A 21,985-nucleotide genomic window follows, 5' to 3' on the forward strand; every position below is an offset into this window, starting at 1 on the left:
GGGATCAGATGCGCAGGGCCCCGGGCGGGTGGCCGAACGTCCTGCCGCAGGCCGTCAGGGCGAGCACCGCGGCGCCCTCGGCCCGGGTTCCGGGGCCGAGGGCCAGCGGGTTGACGGAGGCGCGGCCCGCGACCAGCGCGGCGGTGCGCGGGCCCGCGATGCCCAGATCCCGCGTGACGGCCTCGTACGAGGCGAGGAACGCCTCCGCCACCAGCGCGTCGACGTCCGCGAACGCACCATCGGCGAACGCCGCCTCGTGCGGCAGGGCGTCGGCGGGCTCGGCCGGATGCCGGGCGCCGGCCGTCTGCTCCGGGTACGTCGCGTCGTAGAACCTGACCACCTCGCCGCGCTCCGCGAAACACCACGCCGACCAGTCGTCTGCGCACCGCGCGCCGTACCAGTGGGCGGTGCCGAAGCGGCGGCTCAGCGCGGTGCACCGCCGCAGGACCGCGCCGCCCGGCGGCTCGCCCGCCGGGCGGTGCGCCTCGCCCGTCGCCGTGCCGAAGACCAGCGTCCAGCCGTCGAGGACCGGACTGACATACATCCGGGCACAGGCCCCGTGGTCCGCGCCCGAGTGGTGGTCGTGGCGCCATGCGGAGGCGCCGAGCCGCATGGTGACCCGCTCCGCGCCCGACAGGCCGAACGCGTCGAGCACCGCGGGCAGATCCCCGGTGGGCAGCGCGAACCACGGCCCGCACAGGTGCATCGGCTCCGGCACCTCGCCCGGTGCCCTGATCCGGATCAGCCGCCGCACGGCGGCCGCGTCCCGCGCGTCGAGCGCGGCCGGGCCGCCGACCGCCGCGAGCAGTTCGAGAGCGGTGCGGCGCACCCCCGCCGGGGCGCGGGCGCGCCGCACCTCCCGCAGCAGCGGCAGGACCCCGGGGCCCGCGTCCGCCAGCGCCCACCCGGCGCCCGCCCTGACCTCGGCCACCGGATCGGCGAGCAGCGGCAGCAGCAGCCGCGCCGCCGGGAGCGCGGCCGGGCCGCGCTGCTGGAGGGCGTGCGCCGCGGCCTCGCGCACCCGCGGGTGCGGGTGCGCGAGCGCCGGGGCATAGGCCGTGGGGGAGTGCAGTTCAAGTCCGGAGAACGTCCAGCCGGCGCGGACCGCCGCCGTCCGCGTCGGCGCGGCGGCGATGACCGCCGCGAGCGGCCGTAGCGCGGGCTCGCCGATGCGGCGCAGCAGCGCGGCGGCCTCCGTCCAGTCCACCGGCGGGTCCTCGTCCGTCAGGACGCGCAGCAGCGGCCCGACGGCCCGCGCGCCGCGGTCCACCAGGGCGTGCCGGGCCGCGTCGGCCGCCGCCCGGCCGGTGGAGGTCTCGTCCACCCCCGCGCCGATCCGGCCGATGAGCCGGAGCAGCTGATGGATCTCCATAGGAATCGGAGCATATCGGCCCGCACTGTCAGCGGGCCGGGAACCGCCAACGGGTCTGGCTGTAGGCGCCCTTGCGGAATCCGAAGGCGGTATCGGGCGCCACCTCGAACGCCAGGGCCGCGCCGCCCTCCGCGTGGTGCAGCGCGCCGTCGCGCGCGGTGAACGTCCAGTCGCTGCCGTACTTCTCCGTGTACGCCTCGGCGACGCGGGTGAGCACCGCCTGATCCCGCACCCGCCGCGCGGTGCCCTCGACGGTGATGTCGAGTCCGTGGGACAGCGCGTTGGTCCCGGTGGTCAGGACGACGCGGGGGTTGGCCGCCAGGTTGCGCGCCTTGCGTTCCTGCGCGCCGGTGGTGAAGACCGGCACGTCGTCCAGCAGCACGGACAGCAGGGGCGTCACGTGCGGGCGGCCGTCGGGGCGCACCGTGGTCAGCCAGAACACTTCGGCCGCGGCCAGCGTCTCGCGGGCCTCGCCCCAGGCGGCGGCGGTGGCGTCCGGCTCGCTGTAGCGCGCGTCGAGTTCGGTCACCGGCTCGGTGGTCGGCATCCGGTCCTCCTCGGTCGGAATGGGTCGTTCCCCCGGGCAGACCCGCGGCGCGGCGCGAACTCATCGGAGTGGCGGGGAACGCGCGAGGGCGCATCCGCGCGGTGTCCGCCGCGGATGCGCCCCTGGAACCGCCGTGCCGCCGTGCCGCCGTTCAGTCCCGGTCGCGGTTCTGCCGGCGGTAGTCGTCCGCCTCTTCCTTCGCCTTCTTGCCGGTCCGCTTGGCCCGGTCCTTCAGGCTGCCCTGCTCGTCGTCGCCGCCGTGCTTCTCGCCGTCGCCCTTGTTGCCCATGGCGTCCTTGGCGCGCTCCTGAAGCTCCTGGGCCTTCTCCCTGAACTGGTCTGCCATGCCCATGTGCACTCCTCGACATATGAGAACGGTGGGGCGTGACCAGCGTTACATGGGCTCACCTTCTTCGCATTCCGGACCATAGCTCGCGGAAGGGCTGTAACCGACCGTGCGCGGGGGCAGCGGCGGTCGGCCGCGGTCCGGCAGGTCCCGGTAGCCGGGCGGGGAGGCCGCCGGATGCCGTTCCAGCAGGTCGAGGGCCACGCGGACGGCCGTCTGCAACAGCACGGTGCGGCCCTCGGCCCAGTCCACCGGCGTGCGCAGCGCCTCGATGTCGGGCACGACGCCGTGGTTCTCGACGTCCCAGCCGTAGGCGTCGAACCAGGCCGCGTTCATCGGCACCGTGATGTGCGTGCCGTCGCCCAGCTCGTGCTGGCCGGTGATCCCGACCACCCCGCCCCACGTGCGGCAGCCCACCACCGGACCGATGCCGAGCAGCCGGAACGCCGCCGTGATCATGTCCCCGTCCGACGAGGTCGCCTCGTCGGCCACCGCGACCACCGGGCCGCGCGGCGCGTTGGAGGCGTAGCTGACCGGCTGCGCGTTGCGGGTCAGGTCCCAGCCCAGGATGGTGCGGGTCAGCTTCTCGACCACCAGCTCGCTGATATGCCCGCCCGCGTTGCCGCGCACGTCCACGATCAGCGCCTCGCGCGAGAACTCCATCCGCAGGTCCCGGTTGAACTGCGCCCAGCCGGAGCCGCCCATGTCCGGGATGTGCACGTAGCCGCACCGTCCGCCGCTCAGCTCGCGCACCACGTCGCGCCGCCTGGCGACCCAGTCCTGGTACCGCAGCGACCTGTCGTCGACCAGCGGTACGACCGCCACCCGGCGGCTGCGGCCCTCCTCCTCGGCGAAGGCCAGCTCCACGCTGGTGCCGCCGGTGCCCGCGAGCAGCGGCCACGGCCCGGCGACGGGGTCCACCGGCCGGCCGCCCACGTGGGTGAGCACCGCGCCCTCCCGCACGCCGGACCCGGCAAGCGGCGAACGGGCCCTGGAATCGGAGGAGTCACCGGGCAGGATGCGTGCCAGCTGCCACGAACCCTCCTTCGTGCGCGAGAAGTTGGCGCCCAGCAGCCCCTGCGCCCGCTGGTAGTGCGGCGGCCCCTCGTTCCTGCGGGCCGCCGAGACGTACGCGTGCGAGGTGCCCAGCTCGCCCACCGTCTCAAGCAGCAGATCGGCGAACTCGTCCGGGCTGGCGACGCGCCTCACCAGCGGCCGGTACTGGGCGAGCACGGCCGGCCAGTCCACGCCGCACATGCCCGGCTCCCAGAAGTAGTCCCTGATGATGCGGCCCGCCTCCTCGAACGCCTGCCGCCACTCCGCGCCGGGATCGGCGACGTGCACGATGCGCCGCAGGTCGACGTGCACCTGCGCGTCACCGTCCCCGCCCTCGGTGGCCGGCACCGTCCGCAGCTCGTCGCCCTCGCTCACCACCAGCCGCGTGCCGTCGCCGCTCGGCGCGAACCAGTCGACGTCGTCGGTGAGTTCGGTGCGCTTGGCTTTCACCAGGTCGAAGTGCTCCAGGGTCGGTTTGCCCGACATGTTGTCCGGGTTGACGAACGTCTCGCCCAGCGCGCCCGAGATCGGCCAGCGCAGCCACACCAGACCGCCGCCGCTGACCGGGTACAGCGACGAGTACTTGGAGGCGGGCACCGGGAACGGTGTGACGCGGCTGCCGAGCCCGTCCGCCTCGACGCGCACCGTGCCGTCCTCGCCGCCGGTGTCGTCCGGGTCGAGCCCGCCGGCCGCGGGGCGGCCCTCCGGGGTGATGGCGAACGGGGAACGGGTCGCGGACGACAGCGGGACCAGGTAGGGGCGGCTGCCGAGCGGGAAGGACAGGCCGCCGGTGTGCACGTCGTACACCGGGTCGAAGCCGCGCCAGGAGAGGAAGGCCAGGTAGCGGCCGTCCTGGGTGAACACCGGCTCCTCGTCCTCGAACCTGCCGTCCGTGACGTCGAGGACCGTGCGCTCCGCCGCGCCGAAGCGCACCAGCCTGATCTGGCTGAGGGAGCGCCCGATCCCGGGATGCGCCCAGGCCAGCCATTGCGAGTCGGGCGAGAACGCCAGATCGCGCACGGGCCCGTTCACCGACCGGATCAGCTCGACGACCTCCCCGGCCGGAAGCGCGCCGCCGCCCCCCGCGGCGGGCTCCTCGGGGGGCTCTGCGGCCTCCTCGGCGGACGCTTCGGGGGACTCTTCGGGGGGCGGGACCGCGAGGACCAGGAGGCGGCCGTCGTGGGCGGCCACCGCGAGGGTGCGGCCGTCGGGGGACGCGGTCAGTTCGCGCACGCGCCCCAGCCGGCCCGCCGCGAGGCGCACCGGGTCCCGGCCGCCGCTGGCGCGCGGCAGGTAGGCGATCTCGATGGCGTCCTCGCCCGCCGCGTCCGTGATGTAGGCGATACGGCCGGTGTCGCCCAGCATCTCCGGCAGCCGGACGCGTACCCCGGGCGTCGCGGCGAGGGCGCGGGCCGGGCCGTCGCGGTGCGTGAGCCAGTACAGCGCCCCGCGAACGCACAGCGCGCTCGCGCGGCCGGTGGTGTCCACCGAGAGCGCGTCGACGTGGCTGGCGGTCCGCACCTGGTACGGGCGGCGGCCGGTGCGCGGGCCGCCGAGCCGCACGTCCAGGCGGCGCGGCACCGAGCCGGGGCCCAGGTCCTCGGCCAGCCACAGGTCGCCCCCGCACTGGTAGACCACCCGCCGGCCGTCCGTCGCCGCATGGCGGGCGTAGAACGCGTCGTGGTCGCTGTGCCGCCACAGCTCGGTGCCGTCGGGGCGGCAGGAGTACAGGTTCGCGACGCCCTCGTGGTCGGAGAGGAAGGCGATCCGGTCGCCGACGAACATCGGGCTGTCGACGTGCCCGTTCAGGTCCGGCAGCAGCCGTTTTCCGTGCAGCCACAGCTTCCCTGCGGCGCCGCCCCGGTACCGCTTCCACGCGGCCGGCTCGTGCGGCGCCTTGCCGGTCAGCAGCAGCGTGCGGCGTTCGCCGCCGCAGCCGCTGACCGCGATGTCCGCCACCGGGCCCCAGGGGAGCTGGTCGCCGGGGCCGCCCGCGGTGGGCACGCCGTAGGCCCAGGTGTAGTGCGAGAACGGCTGGTTGTGCGAGCCGACCGCGAGGATCCGGCTCTCGCCCGAGGCGTCCGGCGGGGTCCAGCCGCAGACCCTGGTGTCGTACGAGCCCCAGTGGCTGAGCTGGCGGACGGCGCCGCCGTCCACGGGCGCGAGGTGGATCTCCGGGTCCAGCGTGCGCCAGCTGGTGAACGCGATGTGCCGGCCGTCCGGGGAAAACCGGGGCGGTCCGGTCCGGGTACGATCGACAGTGAGCCGCCAGGCCCGGCCGGTCTGCCGGCCGTGGGCGGGCAAGGGGGCCAGCCAGAGATCATCTTCGGCGACAAAACACAGCAGTTCACCGTAAAGATGCGGGAATCGCAGATATCCGTCAGACTCCTGGGGTTGGCTCGGGGGTGCGGCAGATGAGTTGGGTTCGTCGCTCACGTCTCCATGCTTCGGCTCGCGGAATGCACCGGCAAGTCAGTCGCAAAGAGGCATGAAGTGTGATCTGAGCCACATTCCTCTCTCCGTGCTCATCCTGCTCGGCCCGCGCCGCGTCTCGGGGCATGAGCTGACACCTCACTTTTCATCGACTCCCATGACACCCGGACAGGAGAACCTGCCCCGTGGCTACGTTTCTGTACAAGCTCGGCCGCCTGTGCTTCAGGCGCCGCTGGTGGGCCGCGCTGCTCTGGGTCGCGCTGCTCTTCGGCATAGGTGCCGGCGCGGCCTCCTCCAGCGGGGCGGTGCCCGACGACTTCGCGCTGCCCGGCACCGAGTCGCAGGAAGCCTTCGACCTCATGGCGGAGGAGTTCCCCGAGGCGAACGCCGAATCGACCGAGAGCACCGTCGTCTTCCAGGCCCCCGACGGCGAGCAGCTCACCTCGGGCGCCAACCTTGAGGCCGTCCAGCAGGTGCTGGCGGAGCTCGAGACCGGCGACGAGGTCCTGACCGTCCTCGACCCGTTCGAGGTCGGCCAGGTCAGCGCCGACGAGTCCATCGCCTACACCACCATCGACTACGGCATCACGATGGGCGAGGCCACCGATGAGATGCACGAGCAGCTCATGGCGGCGCTGGACACCGGCCGGGACGCGGGCCTGACCGTCGAGGCCGCCGGCGAGGTCGCGCTCGGCCCGATGGAGATGGCCGGCGGCGAGATCATCGGCATCATCGTGGCCGCCATCGTGCTGGTGATCACCTTCGGCTCGCTGGTCGCGGCCGGTCTGCCGCTGCTCACCGCCCTGATCGGCGTCATGGTCGGCATGATGGGCATCACCGCCCTGAGCAGTGTGCTGGAGCTGTCCGAGACCACCGGCATCCTGGCCATGATGATCGGCCTGGCGGTCGGCATCGACTACGCACTGTTCATCGTCTCCAGGTACCGGGCCGAGCTGGTCGCGGGCCACAGTCACGAGGAGGCCGCGGGCCGGGCCACCGGCACCGCCGGCTCGGCCGTGGTCTTCGCCGGTCTCACCGTGATCATCGCGCTCGCCGGTCTCGCCGTCGTCAACGTGCCGATCCTCACCAAGATGGGCTTCGCCGCCGCCGCCAACGTGGCCGTGGCCGTGCTCGTCGCCCTGACCCTGGTGCCCGCCGCGCTCGGCATGGTCGGCAAGCGGATCTTCGGCCGCCGGCTGCGCAAGCAGAACCCGGAGACCGGCGTTCCCGCCTCGCTCAACAAGCCGGGCAAGGAGAACGGCGGCACCCGCTGGGCCCGTGCGGTCCTGCGCCGCCCGGCGCTCGTGCTCGGGGCTTCCGTCATCGGCCTCGGCATTCTCGCGGTGCCGGTGGCCAGCATGGAGATGGGTCTGCCCGACGACGGCACCCAGCCCGAGGACACCACGCAGCGCCAGACGTACGACCTGCTGAGCGAGGGCTTCGGCCCCGGGTTCAACGGTCCGCTGATGATGACGCTCGACGGCGGCGACGGCGTCGACCTCCAGAGTGCGGCGGAGACGGTGACCAACGAGCTGAGCACCCTTGAGGGGATCGCCGCCACGGCGCCGCCCAGCTTCAACCAGGACGGCACCATGGCCACGCTGCTGGCCTTCCCGACCACGGGTCCCTCCGACGCGGACACGGCCGACCTGGTCCACCACCTGAGGGACGATCTCGCCCCGCAGCTGGAGAGCCAGACCGGCGCCGACGTGCTCGTCACCGGCATGGCCGCGGCGAACATCGACTTCTCCCAGGTCATGACCGACGCGCTGGTGCCCTACCTGACGCTGGTGGTCGGGCTCGCGTTCATCCTGCTGATCCTCGTCTTCCGTTCGATCCTGGTGCCGCTGAAGGCCGCGCTCGGCTTCCTGCTTTCGGTGCTCGCCGCGCTCGGCGCCGTGGTCGCGGTCTTCCAGTGGGGCTGGGCGGCCAGCCTCATCGGGGTCGAGGAGACCGGGCCGATCATGAGCATGATGCCGATCTTCATGGTCGGCGTGATCTTCGGCCTCGCCATGGACTACGAGGTGTTCCTGGTGACCCGCATGCGGGAGGCCCACGTCCACGGCGAGGACCCGAAGCAGTCGATCGTCACCGGCTTCAACCTGAACGCCCGGGTGGTCGCCGCTGCTGCCGTCATCATGATCAGCGTGTTCGCGGGCTTCGCGGTCACCAGCACCGAGGCCATGGTCAAGATGATGGGCTTCGGCCTCGGCGCCGCCGTCCTGCTGGACGCGTTCGTGGTCCGCATGACCCTCGTGCCCGCCGTCATGGGCCTCCTCGGCGAACGGGCCTGGTGGCTGCCCAAGTGGCTGGACCGCATCATGCCGAACGTGGACGTCGAGGGCGAGTCGCTTGAGCGGTACCTCAAGGCCAACGGGAAGGGCCGGGAAGACGCTCGGCAGGAGCGTGAGCCCGCGTCCGTGAGTTGACCCCCGGCTCCGTGAGCCGCTCCGGGTGTCGTTGAGGGAAGCCCGGCGCAGGACCCCGTCAGGGGCCAGGCGCCGGGCTTCCGGCCGTCCGGGGGCCGCCGTGCCCGGTCTGGTCGGACCGCCGTCTTCCGGCTAATATGCGACGTCTTGCGCCATGTGGTCATATCGATAAATCGGGAGATGACGGTGCGACGCGGAGCAGTGCTGACGGCGGCGGCCCTCGTGGTGGCGACCGCCCTGACCCTGACCGGCGCCGCGGACGCGGACGCCGCCCCGGCCCCCGACGCCTGCGTTCCGGCGATCACCGTGGACACCGAGGCCGGCGCGGGCGACCTGCTCGCGCTGATCGACGGCCTGCGCACCGCGGGCGCGAGCCCCGCCGCGGTCGACGCCGCCCTGGCCGAACGGGCCTGCCTGACCCGCGGCGACGACCCGGGCCTGCCGCCCGCCGAGGACGTCGCCGTCGCCGCCCCCGACGTCTACTCGATCGGCGTGGTGAACGGCCGCGAACGCTGGGTCGCGATCACCACCTGGGAGTGGCAGGCCCTGCCCGGCGCACCGATGACCGGCAACCAGGCCGTCACCACCTGGTTCGACGCCCCGGTCAGCCCGGTGCTCCAGGTCGTCCACTACCAGGGCGCCACCGCCGAGTTCCCCAACACCAGCCGCGAGGACGCCGCCGCCGTCGGCCCGCACGGCGTCGGCTTCCTGCTCCCGCCGGAGAAGTCCGCCACCGACATGAACGTGGCAACCGGCCGCTCGGCGCTGGTCTTCGAGGGCACCGGCACCTGCACCGACCTGTCGGCGCACGGCGCGTTCGCGCACGCCTGGAACGACACCGGCGTCACCGGCCTCACCATCGACGCCGCCGGTGTGACGTTCGACTGGTCGCACACCGCCGACCGTGCCCTGGCCCGCAGCGAACCGGCCGAGGTGCCGGACGTCTGCTGACCGCCGCCCCCGCGCCGCGGCCCGGCGCCGCGCCTCACGCCTGGTCGAACAGGGCGCTGACGGACTCGCCGTTGTGGATGCGGCGCACCGCCTCGGCCAGGGCGGGGGCGATGGTCAGCACCCGCAGCTTGCCGGTGCGTTCGTCCGCCGGAATGGGCACCGTGTTGGTGCACACGATCTCCCGCACCCCAGGCTCCGCGCTCAGCCGCTTCAGCGCGTCGCCGGAGAACAGGCCGTGCGTACAGGCGATGCGCACCGAGGTCACGTCCATCTCCCGCAGCCGCCGCATCAGTTCGAGAACGGTGCTGCCCTTGGCGATCTCGTCGTCGAGCACGATCACGTCCTTGCCCGTGACATCGCCGATCACCGAGGTGATCGTCACCCGGTCGTCCGCGAACCGCTGCTTCGCGCCCGCCGCCACCGGTATGCCGAGGAGCCGCGCGAACGCCGCGGCCTCCTTCGCGTTCCCCAGATCGGGCGAGACCACGACGGCGTTGCTCAGGTCCTGGCCGCGGAAGTGCGCCGCCAGCTCGCGCAGCGCGTGCAGGTGGTCCACGGGAACGCTGAAGAAGCCGTGCACCTGCGGCGAGTGCAGCGTCATGGCGAGCACCCGGCTCGCGCCCGCCGTCACCATCAGGTCCGCGATCAGCCGCCCGCCGATGGAGATGCGCGGCGCGTCCTTCTTGTCGGACCGCGCGTAGGAGTAGTGCGGCATCACCACGGTGATGCGCCCCGCGGACGCGCCGCGCGCGGCGTCCAGCATCAGCAGCAGCTCGACCAGGTGCTCCTGAACGGGCCGGACCAGCGGCTGGATCAGGTAGACGTCGCGCTCACGGCAGTTGGCCTGCAACTGCACCTGAAGGCAGTCGTTGGCAAACCTGTCGACCCGCGCGGGCAGCAGCGGCACACCGAGGTGCGCGCAGACCTCCGCGGCCAGCTCGGGGTGGGCGCTGCCGCTGAAGACGGCGATCTCCCGCATGTCCGTTACCTCCTCGGCCGCCTCCCTGGCCGCCCGGGGCAACGTTACGGGGCGCCCCGCGCCGCGGCGCCGGGGTGCCCCGGCCGAACGACAGGGCCTAGGGGGCGGCGCGCAGCACGTCGGCCACCACGGGACCGGCGAACTCGCCGCCGTGGCCCGACTCAGGAACCACGGCCGCCACCGCCAGGTCGTTGCGGTAGCCGGTGAACCAGGCGTTCGGCTTCTCCTGCCCGTCGACCTCGGCCGAGCCGGTCTTCCCGCCGATGTCGCCGCCAAGACCTGACATCGCCTCGGCGGCGGTGCCACTGGTGGCGGTCCGGCTCATCAGGCCGCGCAGCTCGGCCGCGGCGTCCGCGGACAGGCCCTGCGGCGCCTGCGCGAGCTGCCGGTCGTCGAAGTCGGCGGGCACCAGGTAGGGCTGGCGGAACGTGCCGCTCTGCACGGTCGCGGAAACCGAGGCCATGGTCAGCGGGTTCATCCGGACGGCGCCCTGGCCGATCAGCGAGGCCGCCATCTGCGCGTCCGACTGGGTGGGCACCGTGCCGTCCATGGAGGTCACGCCGACCTGCCAGTCGAGGCCGAGGCCGAAGACGTCGCGGGCGTGGTTGCCCAGGTCCGCGTCGTCCAGCTCGGGCGCCTGGCTGATGAAGGCCGTGTTGCAGGAGGCGGCGAAGCTGTCGGCGAAGGTGCCGCCCTCGATGTCGAACTCGTCGAGGTTCTGGAACTTCCAGCCGCCGTGCTCGAAGAACTGCGGGCACGGGTGCGCGGCGCCGGCCGCGGCGAGGCCGCGGTCGATCAGCAGCGAGGCGGTGACGATCTTGAACGTTGAGCCGGGCGCGTAACTGCCCTCAAGGGCGGTGTCGAAGCCGTCCGCCGGGTTGTTGGCGATGGCCTGGATCGCGCCCGTGCTCGGCTGGACGGCGACCACGGCGGACTGGCCGCCCTCCGCGACGGCCGCCTCGGCGGCGCGCTGGATCTCCGGATCGATCGTCGTGGGCACCTGGCCCGCGGCGGGCTCGGACAGCTGGAGCAGCGAGGCGACGGTGCCGCCCTCCGCGTCCACGATCCTGGTCTCGGCGCCCGCGCTGCCACCGGCCTGCTCGCCGTACCGTTCGCCCAGCTCCGCGAACACCGGGGCGAGGGCGGGGAACTCCTCCGCGGTCAGCTCGGCCCCGTTGCGGTCGAGCACCTCCACCGGGGGCGCCTCGGCGAGCGGTCCCGTCTCGATCCGCAGGCCGTCCGCCAGGTCCGGGTGCATGACGGCCGGCTCCCAGGCCACGACGGGCTCCTCGGTGTCCGCGTCGCGGACGACGCTCAGCGCCGACTCCCAGGCCAGCTCGGCGGGCTCCTCCTCCTCGTAGGAGACGACCGCCTCCACCGCGAACGGCACCTGGTCGCCCGCCGGTTCGCCGGGCTCCAGGGTGAGGGCGGTGAACGCCGCGTCCGCGGACAGCGCTTCGAGGGCGGCCCGCGCCGCCTCCGGATCGTCGGTCAGCCGTGCGGCGTCCGCCGGCTCGCCGGCCGCCCACGCGGTGAGGAACGCCTCGGAAGCCGCGCGGATTTCCTCCTCGCTCGGCGGCCCCGCGGGCTCCTCGGTGTCGCCCGGCCTGCCGTCCGAGGCGGCGGGCGCGGTGCCCCGGCCGTCGTCCTGATCGTCGCCCAGCATGCTGTAGGCCCCGAAGCCGACGACCGAGACCACGGCCGCGCTGACGCCGGCCATGATCGCGATACGCTGCCCGTTCCGCATGTGCGCCTGCCCCCTTCGACCCCGCGACACGCTGCACCGCGCCGCTGTTTCCGCAGCCTACCGGCCACTCGGTGTATGGCCGACCGCTGCGGGCCGTCACCCGTGGGGCCGAAGGCAGCTGTAGCGAAACGGTGACACGGCTACACCCAGGTCCCCAGCCACATGCGGGCGCGCCAGCCGTCCAGGGGGATCTCCATGCCGGTGTAAATGGGGTAGAAGTAGATGAAGTTCCACGCGATCAGCAGCACCAGGACGCCCGCGCCGACGATGCCGGCCACGCGGCGGCGTTCCGAGCAGCCGGGCGGGCCGAGGATGGCGCCGATCATCATGGCCACCGCGAGGCACAGGAACGGCACCAGGATCACGGCGTAGAAGTAGAAGATCGTCCGCTCCTGGTACAGGAACCAGGGCAGGTACCCGGCCGCGACCGCGCACAGCACCGCCCCGGCCCGCCAGTCCCTGCGGAACAGCCAGCGGTAGCCCGCGTAGACGAGCGCGAAGCAGGCCGACCACCACAGCAGCGGCGTGCCCAGCGCGAGCACCTCGCGGGCGCAGCCGCTGGCGTGCTCGCAGCCGCCCTCGCCCGGCTCGCGCGAGGAGTAGAAGTAGGTGACGGGCCTGGTGGTGGCCAGCCAGGTCCACGGATTCGACTCGTAGTTGTGCTCCGAGGTCAGCTCCACGTGGAAGCTGTACACCTCCGAGGTGTAGTGCCACAGGCTGCGCAGCGGCCCTGGCAGCCAGGAGAACGAGCTGTCCGCGCCCGCCTCCTCGGCCCAGTCGCGGTAGTAGCCGCCCGAGGTGGCGAACCAGCCGCTCCAGCTGGCCAGATAGGCGCCCAGCGCGACCGGCACCATCGAGACGAACGCGGGCACCGCGTCGCGGCGCAGCATCGCCGGGTAGGCGCGGGGCGCCCCCGCGGTGCGGCGGGCGGCGGCGTCCCACAGGACGGTGAGGATGCCGAACGCGGCCAGCACGTACAGCGCGTTCCACTTCGTCGCGGCGGCCAGGCCCAGGCAGACGCCGGCCGCGATACGCCAGGGCCGCAGGCCGAGCCCGAGCCGTTCGCCGACGGCGACATCCGGGCGCAGCAGCCCGTCGCGGCCCACCGGGAGCGCGGCGGCCAGCCGCGCCCTGGCGGCGTCGCGGTCGATGAGCAGGCAGCCGAACGCGGCCAGCAGCCAGAACATCAGCACCAGGTCGAGCAGCGCGGTCCTGCTCATGACGAAGTGCAGCCCGTCGACGGCCATCAGCAGCCCGGCGAGGCAGCCGAGGACCGTGGAGCGGAGCAGGCGGCGGCCGATACGGCACAGCATCAGCACGGAGAGCGTGCCGAGCACCGCCACCATGAACCGCCAGCCGAACGGCGTCAGTCCGAAGAGCCACTCGCCCAGCGCGATGACCCACTTGCCGCCCGGCGGGTGGACGACGTAGGCCGCGCCCTCCGCCTCGGGTGTCTCGCCCGCCACGATCCGGTCGTTCGCGTTGTCAGGCCACTCGGTCTCGTAGCCGTGTTCCAGCAGCGACCAGGCGTCCTTCGCGTAGTACGTCTCGTCGAATATCACCGCATCCGGCGACCCGAGGTTGACGAAGCGCAGCACCCCGGCGAGCAGCGCGACCAGCAGCGGCCCGCCCCACGCGGACCAGCGGGCCAGCCGCCCGGCGGCGGCGGGGGACAGGCCGAAGTACTGCCACAGCTTTGCGCCCGGCTCCGGGTGCGGCGGCACCAGCCGCTCCCGGAGCCCGGCCCCGCGCCGCGGCGCGTAGCCGAAGCGCCGCAGGCGCTGCTCCCATGCGGGCGGCTCCCCGGCGGCCTGCTCCTGCGGTGCGTCGGTGACGGTCTGGCTGCTCTGGCTCATCCACGCCATCTTGGCATCCGGCCCCGGCCGCGCCGGGTGGCATGGGACAGGATGAGGGGCATGACAGGGACCCTCGTACTGGCCGGAACCCCGATCGGCGACCTCGCGGACGCCCCGCCGCGCCTGGGCGCGGAGCTTCTCGCGGCGGACGTCGTGGCCGCCGAGGACACGCGGCGGCTGCGCCGCCTCGCGCAGGGTCTCGGCGTACGGGTCGCGGGGCGCGTGGTGTCGTACTTCGAGGGGAACGAGGCGGCGCGCACGCCGGAGCTGGCGGAGGAACTCGCGCAGGGGGCGCGCGTTCTGCTGGTCACCGACGCGGGCATGCCGTCGGTGTCCGACCCCGGCTACCGGCTGGTCGCGGCGGCGGTGGCGGGCGGCGCCCGCGTGACGGTGGTGCCGGGGCCCTCCGCCGTCCTGACGGCGCTCGCGGTCTCGGGACTGCCGGTGGACCGGTTCTGCTTCGAGGGCTTCCTGCCCCGCAAGGCGGGGGAGCGGGCGGCCCGGCTCGCGGAGGCGGCGGACGAGCGGCGCACGCTGGTGTACTTCGAGGCGCCGCACCGGCTCGCGGCCTCGCTCTCGGCCATGGCGGACGTGTTCGGGCCCGACCGGCGGGCGGCCGTGTGCCGGGAGCTGACGAAGACCTACGAGGAAGTGCGGCGCGGGCCGCTCGCGGACCTCGCGGCCTGGGCGGACGAGGGCGTCCGCGGCGAGATCACGGTGGTGGTGGAGGGCGCCGCCCCGGCCGCCGCGCCCGCGGACCCGGCCGCTCTCGCCCGCCTGGTCGCGGAGCGCGAGGCGGCCGGGCAGCACCGCAAGGAGGCCATCGCCGAGGTGGCGCGGGCGGCCGGCGTCCCCAAACGCGAGGTCTTCGACGCCGTGGTGGCGGCGCGGACCGCGGACCGCACCTGAGCCGCGGACTGAGCCGATAAGACCGACAGGACAGGACCTAGGATCGGGGCATGCCCAAGTCCGCCAGGGCGAAGGCCCGGGAGACCGTCCCACCGCCGGTTCCCGAGCCGCTCGCCGTGCCCGTCGCCGATGCCCACACCCACCTCGACATGCAGGACACCGGCGTCGAGGAGGCGCTGGAGAAGGCCGCGGCGGCCGGCGTCACCCGCATCGTGCAGATCGGCTGCGACGTCGCCCGCGCCCACTGGGCCGCGAAGACCGCGGCCGAGCACGAGGCGATCTGGGCCGCCGTCGCCCTCCACCCGAACGAGGCGCCGCGCATCGAGCAGGAGGCGGGCCCGGCCGCGCTGGACGCGGCGCTCGCCGAGATCGTCGAGCTGGCCGCCCTGCCGCAGGTCCGCGCGATCGGCGAGACCGGACTCGACTACTTCCGCACCGGCCCCGAGGGCGTGCGGGCGCAGCAGCGCTCGTTCCGGCGGCATATCGAGCTGGCCAAGGAGCTGGACAAGGCGCTGGTCATCCACGACCGCGACGCGCACGAGGACGTGCTGCGCATCCTGGCGGCGGACGGCGCCCCGCGCCGTACCGTCTTCCACTGCTACTCGGGGGACGCGGCCATGGCCGAAGTCTGCGCCGCCGAGGGGTACTTCATGTCGTTCGCGGGCAATGTGACCTTTGCCGGCGCCCAGCCGCTGCGCGAGGCGCTGGCCGTCGCGCCGCCCGAACTGCTGCTCGTCGAGACCGACGCGCCGTTCCTGACGCCGGCCCCGTTCCGCGGCCGGCCCAACGCGCCCTACCTCATCCCGGTCACCCTGCGAGCCATGGCCGAGGTCAAGGGCATGGCAGAGGACGACCTCGCCCGGCACATCGCCGCCAACACCGAACGGGCCTTCGGGTGACGGCCGGCCCCGGCACGCTGCTCGGCCCCTCGGACGTGCGCGAGTTGGCCGCGGCGCTCGGGCTGCGCCCCACCAAGCAGCGCGGGCAGAACTTCGTGATCGACGCCAACACCGTGCGCCGCATCGTGCGGGCCGCGGACATCGGCGAGGACGACGCCGTCGTCGAGGTCGGCCCGGGCCTCGGCTCCCTCACGCTCGCGCTGCTCGACGGGGCCGGGCACGTCACCGCCGTCGAGATCGACGACGTGCTGGCCGCCGCCCTGCCCGCGACCATCGCCGCGCGCCTCCCGGCGCGGGCCGGCCGGTTCGCGCTGGTCCACGAGGACGCGATGCGCGTCACCGCGCTGCCGGGGCCGCCCCCGGACGCGCTCGTCGCCAACCTCCCCTACAACGTCGCGGTTCCGGTGCTGCTGCACATGCTCGCCACGTTCCCCAGCATCAGGCGCGGCCTGATCATGGTGCAGTCGGAGGTCGCCGACCGGCTCGCCGCCGCCCCCGGCTCGAAGGTGTACGGCGTGCCCTCGGTCAAGACCGCCTGGTACGCCGAGGCCCGCAGGGCCGGATCGATCGGCCGCAGCGTCTTCTGGCCCGCGCCCAACGTCGACTCGGGACTCGTCGCCCTCGTCCGCCGCGATCCGCCGCCCACCACCGCATCCCGCGCCGACGTCTTCGCCGTCGTCGACGCGGCCTTCGCCCAGCGCCGCAAGACGCTGCGCTCCGCGCTCGCGGGCTGGGCCGGTTCGCCCGCCGCCGCGGAGGCGGCCTGCGCCGCGGCCGGCGTCCCGTCCGGCGCCCGCGGCGAGGCGCTGAGCGTGGCGGACTTCGCGCGCCTCGCGGAGCACCGGCCGGTACGGAACGCGCCCTCGGCAGGCGGGTCCTAGAATCGGTCCGGTGTCAAAGCCCCAGCGGTCCGTCACCGTCCGCGTCCCCGCCAAGGTCAACGTCCAGCTCGCCGTGGGCCCGCCGCGGCCCGACGGCTTCCACGACCTGGCGAACGTCTTCCTCGCCGTCGACATCCACGACCGCGTGACCGCCACCCCGGGCGCCCCGGCCGCACCCGGCACCCCCCGCGTCAGCTGTACCGGGCCCGGCAGCGACCGCGTTCCCCTCGACGCGGGGAACCTGGCGGTACGCGCCGCCGTGCTGCTCGCGGCGCACCACGGCCGCGATCCCGACGTGCACCTGCACATCGACAAGGACATTCCCGTCGCGGGCGGCATGGCGGGCGGCAGCGCGGACGCCGCCGGGGCGCTGCTGGCCTGCGACGCCCTGTGGGGCACGGCGACCCCGCGCGCCGAACTGCTGGCCCTGTGCGCCGAGCTGGGCTCCGACGTGCCGTTCGCCCTGGTCGGCGGCGCCGCGCTCGGCCTCGGCCGCGGCGAGCGGCTGACCGGGCTGCCGGTCGGCGGCACGTTCCACTGGGTGTTCGCGCTCGCCGACGGCGGCCTCGCCACCCCCGACGTCTACCGCGCCTGCGACCGGCTGCGCGGCCGGTCGCCCGTGCCCGCGCCCGCCGCCGACCCGGCGCTGCTGGCCGCGCTGGAGGCGGGCGACGCGCGCGCCCTGGCCGCCGCGCTCACCAACGACCTCCAGCCCGCGGCCCTTTCGCTGCGCCCCGCGCTCGCGGACACCCTCGCGGCGGGCGAGAAGGCCGGGGCGCTGGCCGGCCTCGTCTCCGGCTCGGGTCCCACCTGCGCGTTCCTGGCCGCCGACGCGGCGGCCGCCGCGTCGCTCGCCGCGTCGCTGGCGGACAGCGGCACCTGCCGCACCGCCCGCGCGACGACGGGGGGGGTGGCCGGGGCGACTACCATCGAGTCCCATGCCTGAACCCGCCAAGCCCGCCAAGCCCGCCAGGAACCTGGCGAACCTGGAGTCCGTCCGGAAGGTGTACGGCACCCGCGCGGTCCTCGACGGCGTTTCGCTGGGTGTCGGCGAGGGCGACCGCATCGGCGTCGTGGGCCGCAACGGCGACGGCAAGTCGACGCTCGTGCGCGTCATCGCCGGTCAGGAGCCCCCGGACGAGGGCCGCGTCACGCTCTCCGGCGGCCTGCGGCCCGGCGTCCTCACCCAGTCGGACACCCTCGATCCCGCGGCCACGATCAGGCAGGAGGTCATCGGCGACCTCGCCGACCACGAGTGGGCGGGCAGCGCCGCCGTCAGGTCCGTGCTGACCGGCCTCTTCGGCGGTCTCGACCTGCCGGGCTTCCCCGACGGCCTCGACACGGTCATCGGGCCGCTGTCCGGCGGGGAGCGGCGGCGCATCGCGCTGGCCAAGCTGCTCATCGCCGAGCAGGAGCTGCTCGTGCTCGACGAGCCGACCAACCATCTCGACGTCGAGGGCATCGCGTGGCTGGCCGGCCACCTGCGGGCCCGCCGTTCCGCGCTGGTGGTCGTGACCCACGACCGGTGGTTCCTCGACCAGGTCTGCACCCGCATGTGGGACGTGCAGCGCGGGGCGGTGCACGCGTACGACGGCGGCTACAGCGACTACGTGTTCGCGCGCGCCGAGCGCGAACGCATCGCGGCGGGGGAGGAGGCCAGGCGGCAGAACCTGATGCGCAAGGAGCTGGCCTGGCTGCGGCGCGGCGCCCCGGCCCGCACCAGCAAGCCGAGGTTCCGCATCGAGGCCGCCAACGCGCTGATCGCCGACGTGCCGCCGCCGCGCGACGAAGCGGAGCTGACGCGCTTCGCGGGCGCGCGGCTCGGCAAGACGGTGTACGAGCTGGAGAACGTCACGGTCGCCGCCGGCGGCCGGGAGCTGCTGACCGGCCTGACGTGGCAGCTGGGACCGGGCGACCGCGTCGGGCTCGTCGGCGTCAACGGCGCGGGCAAGACCTCGCTGCTGCGCGCGTTGCGCGCGGGCAGCGCCGCGGCGGGCCGGATCACCGTCGGCAAGACGGTGCGGCTGGCGCACCTCTCCCAGGAGGTGGACGAGCTGGACGCGGACTGGCGCGTGCTCGAGGCCGTGGAGCGCGTCCGGGCCCGCGTCGACCTCGGCAAGGGCCGCGAGATGACGGCCTCGCAGCTGTGCGAGCGCTTCGGCTTCGGCAAGGAGCGGCAGTGGACCAGGATCGGTGACCTCTCCGGCGGCGAGCGGCGGCGGCTCCAGATTCTGCGGCTGCTGATGGACGAGCCGAACGTGCTGTTCCTCGACGAGCCGACGAACGACCTGGACATCGAGACCCTCACGCAGCTGGAGGACCTGCTCGACGGCTGGCCCGGTTCGCTCCTCGTCATCAGCCACGACCGCTACTTCCTGGAGCGCACCACGGACCAGGTGTACGCGCTGCTGGGCGACGGCGCGCTGCGGATGCTGCCGCGCGGCATCGACGAGTACCTGGAACGCCGCAGCGCGCGGCTGGCCGCGTCCGCACCCGCTCCCGCGCCGCCCGCCCGTTCCGCGTCGGCCGCGCCCCCGGCGGCGAAACCCGCGCAGCTGTCGCGCACGGCGCAGAAGGAGATCCAGCGCATCGAGCGGCAACTGGACCGCATCGGAGCGAAGGAAACGGAGTTGCACGCCGAAATGGCCCAGCACGCAACGGACTTCACGCGCATGGCGGATCTCGACGCCCGGCTACGCGAGCTGGCGGGGCAGCGGGACGACCTGGAGACCCGCTGGCTGGAGCTGGCGGAGGGCGCCTAGGAAGCGCCGCGGCGCCTCCGTTCCGCGCCCGTTCCGTGCCGCGTCCGGCGGGGGCGGAAGCGGAACCGGAGGAACCGCACCGGTGTCCGATGGTAGAAAGAGCTTCGCTCCAAAGGAGTAGCGGCCGCACACGCGCGGGCCGCGACCACCGACCACAGAACACCGACCATTGATCACCGGCCACGGGGTGCTGCTGCCGTGGCCGGCGGGCCAGGGGGATTCATGTCACAGCCGCCGCCACCGCCGAACCCGCCCTCCGCGCCGCCGCCCGAGCCAGGCGGCGAGGGAACGAACGGCGGGTTCGGCCCGCCGCCCGCGGGCCCGCCGGCCGGACCGCCCGCCCCCGGCGCGCACAGTCCCACGCTCGGCGCCGGTGTTCCGATGCCGCCGCCCGGTGGCGGGCCGGCGCCCGGCACGCCGCCGTCCGCGCCGCCCGCGGTGCCGGGCGGCGCGCCGGGCCAGCCGGGCTACGGGTATCCGCAGCAGCCGCAGCCCACGGGCGCCTCCCCCTACCAGTCGCCTTACCAGCCGGCCGGGGCGCCCACCGACGGCGCCGGTTTCGGCGCGCCGACCCCGCCGGGGCCGTACGGCGCGGCGACCGGCAGCTGGGCCGGGGCGCCGCAGGGCGGGCCCCCGGGCGGCCCGCCCCCGCCGCCCGGGCCCGCGAAGGGCTCCGGCGGCCGGCGGGGCGGGAACCGGCGGCTCGTCATCATCGCGGCGGTCGCGGCGTTCGCGCTGCTGGTCGGCGGCGGTGGCGCCGTCTGGCTGCTGTCCGGCGACGACAAGGAGACCACGGCGGAGGACGACGCGGGCGGGGACGGCGAGGGCGGCGACGCCGAGGAAGGTGAGGGCGGCGAGGGCGGCGACACGGCGGACGGCGGCGAGCCGCTGCCCAGCGAGCCGATCGCCGCGGGCCTGGCCTGGGAGCTGCCGTCGCCCGAGGTCTCCGAGGAGGAGAGCATCATCGACGCGCGCGGCACCTGGCTGACGGAGGACGCGTTCGTCCGGGTCACGCCGGACGCGCTGGTGTCCTACGACCTGGAGTCGGGCGCGGAGAACTGGAGCCTGCCGTTCGAGTTCTCCGGCGGGGACTGCCTGCCCTCGCGCAACGTCTCGGAGAACCGCATCGCGCTCCTCCAGGGCCGGGACTGCGAGGTGCTGACGGTCGTCGACATCGTGGCGGGCACCGAGGTGATGACGGTGCCGATCGAGTCGGAGTGGCCGACCTACTCGGACTCCGTTCCCGCCATTCTGGGGGACACGGTGGCGGTGGGCACGGGCGTCGCGGGCCTCGGGTTCAGCATCAGCCAGGAGAAGATGATCTGGCAGCCGCAGTCGTCCGCGGAGTGCCGCGAGTCGGCGTACACGGTGGTCGACGAGATGTTCGTCTCGCAGCTCACCTGCGGCTTCGCCGGGGACGAGGGCGGCAGCATCCGCGCCACCGACGCGGCCGGTGAAGAGCTGTGGGAGTGGCCGTACGAGGCGACGTACGAGGAGGAGCCGTTCGAGGTCGACTCGGTCGTCTCGGTCGATCCGCTCGTGGTCCAGGCGACCGTGGGCGAGGATCTGATGGCGCCGGACACCACGCGCCTGCTGGTGGTCGACGAGAACTACCAGGAGATCGTGACGGAGCTGGATTTCGACACGAACCGGCACCTGACACCGTGCGAAACGGGCACGTTCGACAACTGCTGGCTCGGCGTCGAGCACGAGGGCTTCCTCTACCTGCCCAGCAACGTGCCCTACGGGGACAACGCGGTGGAGGCGTTCGACCTGAGCACGGGCCGGCCGCTGTACGAGGTGCCGGCCATCAACGGTGGCCAGATCCTGCCGTTCGGTGTGCAGGACGGCCAGATCCTGGCGTATCAGGTAGCCAGTGACGCCCTGGAGGGCATGGTGGTGGCGATCGATCCGGAGACGGAGGAGGCGAGGCCCATCATGGCGCTGGACCGGGCGGCACGCCCCCAGGAGTACGCGCTCATGGCGGGCATTTTCGTGCACGATCAGCATCTTCTCTGGCAGAACAACACGCTCGTGCTGGCCAACCGGTCGTTCTACAGCAGCGATGCACCGGAGGTCCGTTCGGCCCTCGTCTACCGGTAACGAGGCCGGGCGGCGACTGCGATGGCGGGAGACGTGATGAGCGTACGGGTCGTGGTCGTCGACGACAGAAGGCTGGTCGCCGAGGCACTCGCCTCGGCCCTGCGGGTGCGCGGGCACCGGGTGCTCGGTGCCGGCGCACCCATCGGCCGGGCGGCCGATCTTGTGGTGGGCAAGCAGCCGGATGTCCTGCTGCTCGGCTCGCTCGAGCCGGACGCCCCCGGCGCGCTCGACCCGGTGCTGCGCATCCGGCGCGAGTGCCCGCGCGTGGCCGTCATCGTGCTCGGCCCCGTGCCCCGCCCGCGCGGCGTCGCGGCGGCGTTCGCCGCGGGCGCGCGGGGCTACGTGCGGCACGACGAGCGCATCGACGGCGTGGAACGCGCCATGGTCAAGGCGAAGGCGGGCGAGGCGGCGGTGGCGCCGCAACTGCTGCGCGAGGCGTTCGCCGAACTGCTGAACCCCAGGTCCGGCGCCCAGGCCGAGGGCGCGCGGCTCGCGGCGCTGCTCACCGAGCGGGAGGCCGACGTCCTGGTGCGGATCGTGGAGGGCGAGGACACCCGGCGCATCGCGGCCGGGCTCGGCGTCGCGCCGAGCACCGCCCGCACCCACGTGCAGCGGCTGCTGACCAAACTGGGCACCGCCTCCCGCCTCGAAGCCGCCGCGCTCGCGGTCCGCACGGGCCTGATCGAACACCTGCCCGCCGCCCGTCGGCCCTGAG

General features: G+C 74.1%; 16 protein-coding genes. 9 read left to right on the plus strand and 7 right to left on the minus strand.

Going from position 1 to position 21,985, the window contains the following annotated elements:
* Positions 1 to 4: 4 nt before the first annotated feature.
* The 4 genes from STBA_RS22220 to STBA_RS22235 all read right to left on the minus strand — a co-directional run bounded on the left by STBA_RS22220 (position 5) and on the right by STBA_RS22235 (position 5,757).
* Positions 5 to 1,372 (minus strand): HEAT repeat domain-containing protein, encoded by a 1,368-nt coding sequence (locus STBA_RS22220; RefSeq protein WP_079252093.1) that lies wholly within the window; start codon positions 1,370 to 1,372, stop codon positions 5 to 7.
* A gap of 28 nt (positions 1,373 to 1,400) precedes the next feature.
* On the minus strand, positions 1,401 to 1,919 hold the full coding sequence (locus STBA_RS22225) for a pyridoxamine 5'-phosphate oxidase family protein (protein ID WP_077060928.1): 519 nt from the start codon (positions 1,917 to 1,919) through the stop codon (positions 1,401 to 1,403).
* A gap of 151 nt (positions 1,920 to 2,070) precedes the next feature.
* On the minus strand, positions 2,071 to 2,265 hold the full coding sequence (locus tag STBA_RS22230) for a hypothetical protein (protein WP_143659549.1): 195 nt from the start codon (positions 2,263 to 2,265) through the stop codon (positions 2,071 to 2,073).
* Between the two features lie 48 nt (positions 2,266 to 2,313).
* A complete protein-coding gene (locus STBA_RS22235) occupies positions 2,314 to 5,757 on the minus strand; it encodes a S41 family peptidase (RefSeq protein WP_077060930.1) in 3,444 nt (1,147 codons plus the stop codon).
* 182 nt (positions 5,758 to 5,939) lie between these two features.
* Here STBA_RS22235 and STBA_RS22240 point away from each other — a divergent pair, with 182 nt between their 5' ends.
* Positions 5,940 to 8,183 carry an MMPL family transporter gene (locus STBA_RS22240; RefSeq protein WP_077060931.1) on the plus strand — a complete coding sequence of 748 codons (2,244 nt, stop codon included), beginning with the start codon at positions 5,940 to 5,942 and terminating at the stop codon, positions 8,181 to 8,183.
* Between the two features lie 186 nt (positions 8,184 to 8,369).
* Complete coding sequence (locus STBA_RS22245) at positions 8,370 to 9,134, plus strand: hypothetical protein (protein WP_143659550.1); 765 nt, start codon at positions 8,370 to 8,372, stop codon at positions 9,132 to 9,134.
* 34 nt (positions 9,135 to 9,168) lie between these two features.
* Here STBA_RS22245 and STBA_RS22250 read toward each other — a convergent pair whose 3' ends face one another.
* From STBA_RS22250 to STBA_RS22260, 3 genes are all read right to left on the minus strand, one after another.
* Positions 9,169 to 10,113 (minus strand): ribose-phosphate pyrophosphokinase, encoded by a 945-nt coding sequence (locus STBA_RS22250; protein WP_077060933.1) that lies wholly within the window; start codon positions 10,111 to 10,113, stop codon positions 9,169 to 9,171.
* A 97-nt stretch (positions 10,114 to 10,210) separates the two neighbouring features.
* Positions 10,211 to 11,860 carry a penicillin-binding transpeptidase domain-containing protein gene (locus STBA_RS22255; RefSeq protein ID WP_107485096.1) on the minus strand — a complete coding sequence of 550 codons (1,650 nt, stop codon included), beginning with the start codon at positions 11,858 to 11,860 and terminating at the stop codon, positions 10,211 to 10,213.
* 140 nt (positions 11,861 to 12,000) lie between these two features.
* Positions 12,001 to 13,725, minus strand: coding sequence for a phospholipid carrier-dependent glycosyltransferase (locus STBA_RS22260; protein WP_077060934.1), 1,725 nt, complete (start codon positions 13,723 to 13,725; stop codon positions 12,001 to 12,003).
* A gap of 42 nt (positions 13,726 to 13,767) precedes the next feature.
* On the opposite strand from STBA_RS22260, the gene rsmI reads away from it, so the two are divergent.
* The 7 genes from rsmI (at position 13,768) to STBA_RS22295 (ending at position 21,984) form a co-directional block, all read left to right on the plus strand.
* Complete coding sequence (gene rsmI / locus STBA_RS22265; protein WP_077060935.1) at positions 13,768 to 14,625, plus strand: 16S rRNA (cytidine(1402)-2'-O)-methyltransferase; 858 nt, start codon at positions 13,768 to 13,770, stop codon at positions 14,623 to 14,625.
* A gap of 50 nt (positions 14,626 to 14,675) precedes the next feature.
* Positions 14,676 to 15,524, plus strand: coding sequence for a TatD family hydrolase (locus tag STBA_RS22270; RefSeq protein WP_077060936.1), 849 nt, complete (start codon positions 14,676 to 14,678; stop codon positions 15,522 to 15,524).
* Entirely contained in the window at positions 15,521 to 16,405 is an 885-nt protein-coding gene (gene rsmA, locus STBA_RS22275; protein ID WP_077060937.1) for a 16S rRNA (adenine(1518)-N(6)/adenine(1519)-N(6))-dimethyltransferase RsmA, read from the plus strand. Before STBA_RS22270 ends, rsmA begins: the two co-directional genes overlap by 4 nt.
* Positions 16,406 to 16,415: 10 nt before the next feature.
* Positions 16,416 to 17,351 carry a 4-(cytidine 5'-diphospho)-2-C-methyl-D-erythritol kinase gene (locus tag STBA_RS22280; protein WP_077060938.1) on the plus strand — a complete coding sequence of 312 codons (936 nt, stop codon included), beginning with the start codon at positions 16,416 to 16,418 and terminating at the stop codon, positions 17,349 to 17,351.
* The gene (locus STBA_RS22285; RefSeq protein WP_077060939.1) at positions 17,344 to 19,167 is read left to right on the plus strand and encodes an ABC-F family ATP-binding cassette domain-containing protein; all 1,824 of its coding nucleotides are present in this window, start codon (positions 17,344 to 17,346) and stop codon (positions 19,165 to 19,167) included. Before STBA_RS22280 ends, STBA_RS22285 begins: the two co-directional genes overlap by 8 nt.
* A 222-nt stretch (positions 19,168 to 19,389) precedes the next feature.
* The gene (locus STBA_RS39320) at positions 19,390 to 21,270 is read left to right on the plus strand and encodes a PQQ-binding-like beta-propeller repeat protein (protein ID WP_171987756.1); all 1,881 of its coding nucleotides are present in this window, start codon (positions 19,390 to 19,392) and stop codon (positions 21,268 to 21,270) included.
* A gap of 36 nt (positions 21,271 to 21,306) precedes the next feature.
* Positions 21,307 to 21,984: a response regulator transcription factor gene (locus tag STBA_RS22295; RefSeq protein WP_077060940.1), complete on the plus strand. Its 678-nt coding sequence runs from the start codon at positions 21,307 to 21,309 to the stop codon at positions 21,982 to 21,984.
* Position 21,985 lies beyond the last annotated feature (1 nt).

The organism is Streptomyces sp. MP131-18 (assembly GCF_001984575.1).
GTDB classification, from domain to species: domain Bacteria; phylum Actinomycetota; class Actinomycetes; order Streptomycetales; family Streptomycetaceae; genus Streptomyces; species Streptomyces johnsoniae.

What these genes read in the sequence shown, in the direction of transcription:
- STBA_RS22220 (WP_079252093.1), bottom strand. Translation starts at nt 1,372, where the DNA reads ATGGAGATCCATCAGCTGCTCCGGCTCATCGGCCGGATCGGCGCGGGG.
- STBA_RS22225 (WP_077060928.1), bottom strand. Translation starts at nt 1,919, where the DNA reads ATGCCGACCACCGAGCCGGTGACCGAACTCGACGCGCGCTACAGCGAG.
- STBA_RS22230 (WP_143659549.1), bottom strand. Translation starts at nt 2,265, where the DNA reads ATGGCAGACCAGTTCAGGGAGAAGGCCCAGGAGCTTCAGGAGCGCGCC.
- STBA_RS22250 (WP_077060933.1), bottom strand. Translation starts at nt 10,113, where the DNA reads ATGCGGGAGATCGCCGTCTTCAGCGGCAGCGCCCACCCCGAGCTGGCC.
- STBA_RS22255 (WP_107485096.1), bottom strand. Translation starts at nt 11,860, where the DNA reads ATGCGGAACGGGCAGCGTATCGCGATCATGGCCGGCGTCAGCGCGGCC.
- STBA_RS22260 (WP_077060934.1), bottom strand. Translation starts at nt 13,725, where the DNA reads ATGGCGTGGATGAGCCAGAGCAGCCAGACCGTCACCGACGCACCGCAG.
- rsmI (WP_077060935.1), top strand. Translation starts at nt 13,768, where the DNA reads ATGAGGGGCATGACAGGGACCCTCGTACTGGCCGGAACCCCGATCGGC.
- STBA_RS22270 (WP_077060936.1), top strand. Translation starts at nt 14,676, where the DNA reads ATGCCCAAGTCCGCCAGGGCGAAGGCCCGGGAGACCGTCCCACCGCCG.
- STBA_RS22285 (WP_077060939.1), top strand. Translation starts at nt 17,344, where the DNA reads ATGCCTGAACCCGCCAAGCCCGCCAAGCCCGCCAGGAACCTGGCGAAC.
- STBA_RS39320 (WP_171987756.1), top strand. Translation starts at nt 19,390, where the DNA reads ATGTCACAGCCGCCGCCACCGCCGAACCCGCCCTCCGCGCCGCCGCCC.
- STBA_RS22295 (WP_077060940.1), top strand. Translation starts at nt 21,307, where the DNA reads ATGAGCGTACGGGTCGTGGTCGTCGACGACAGAAGGCTGGTCGCCGAG.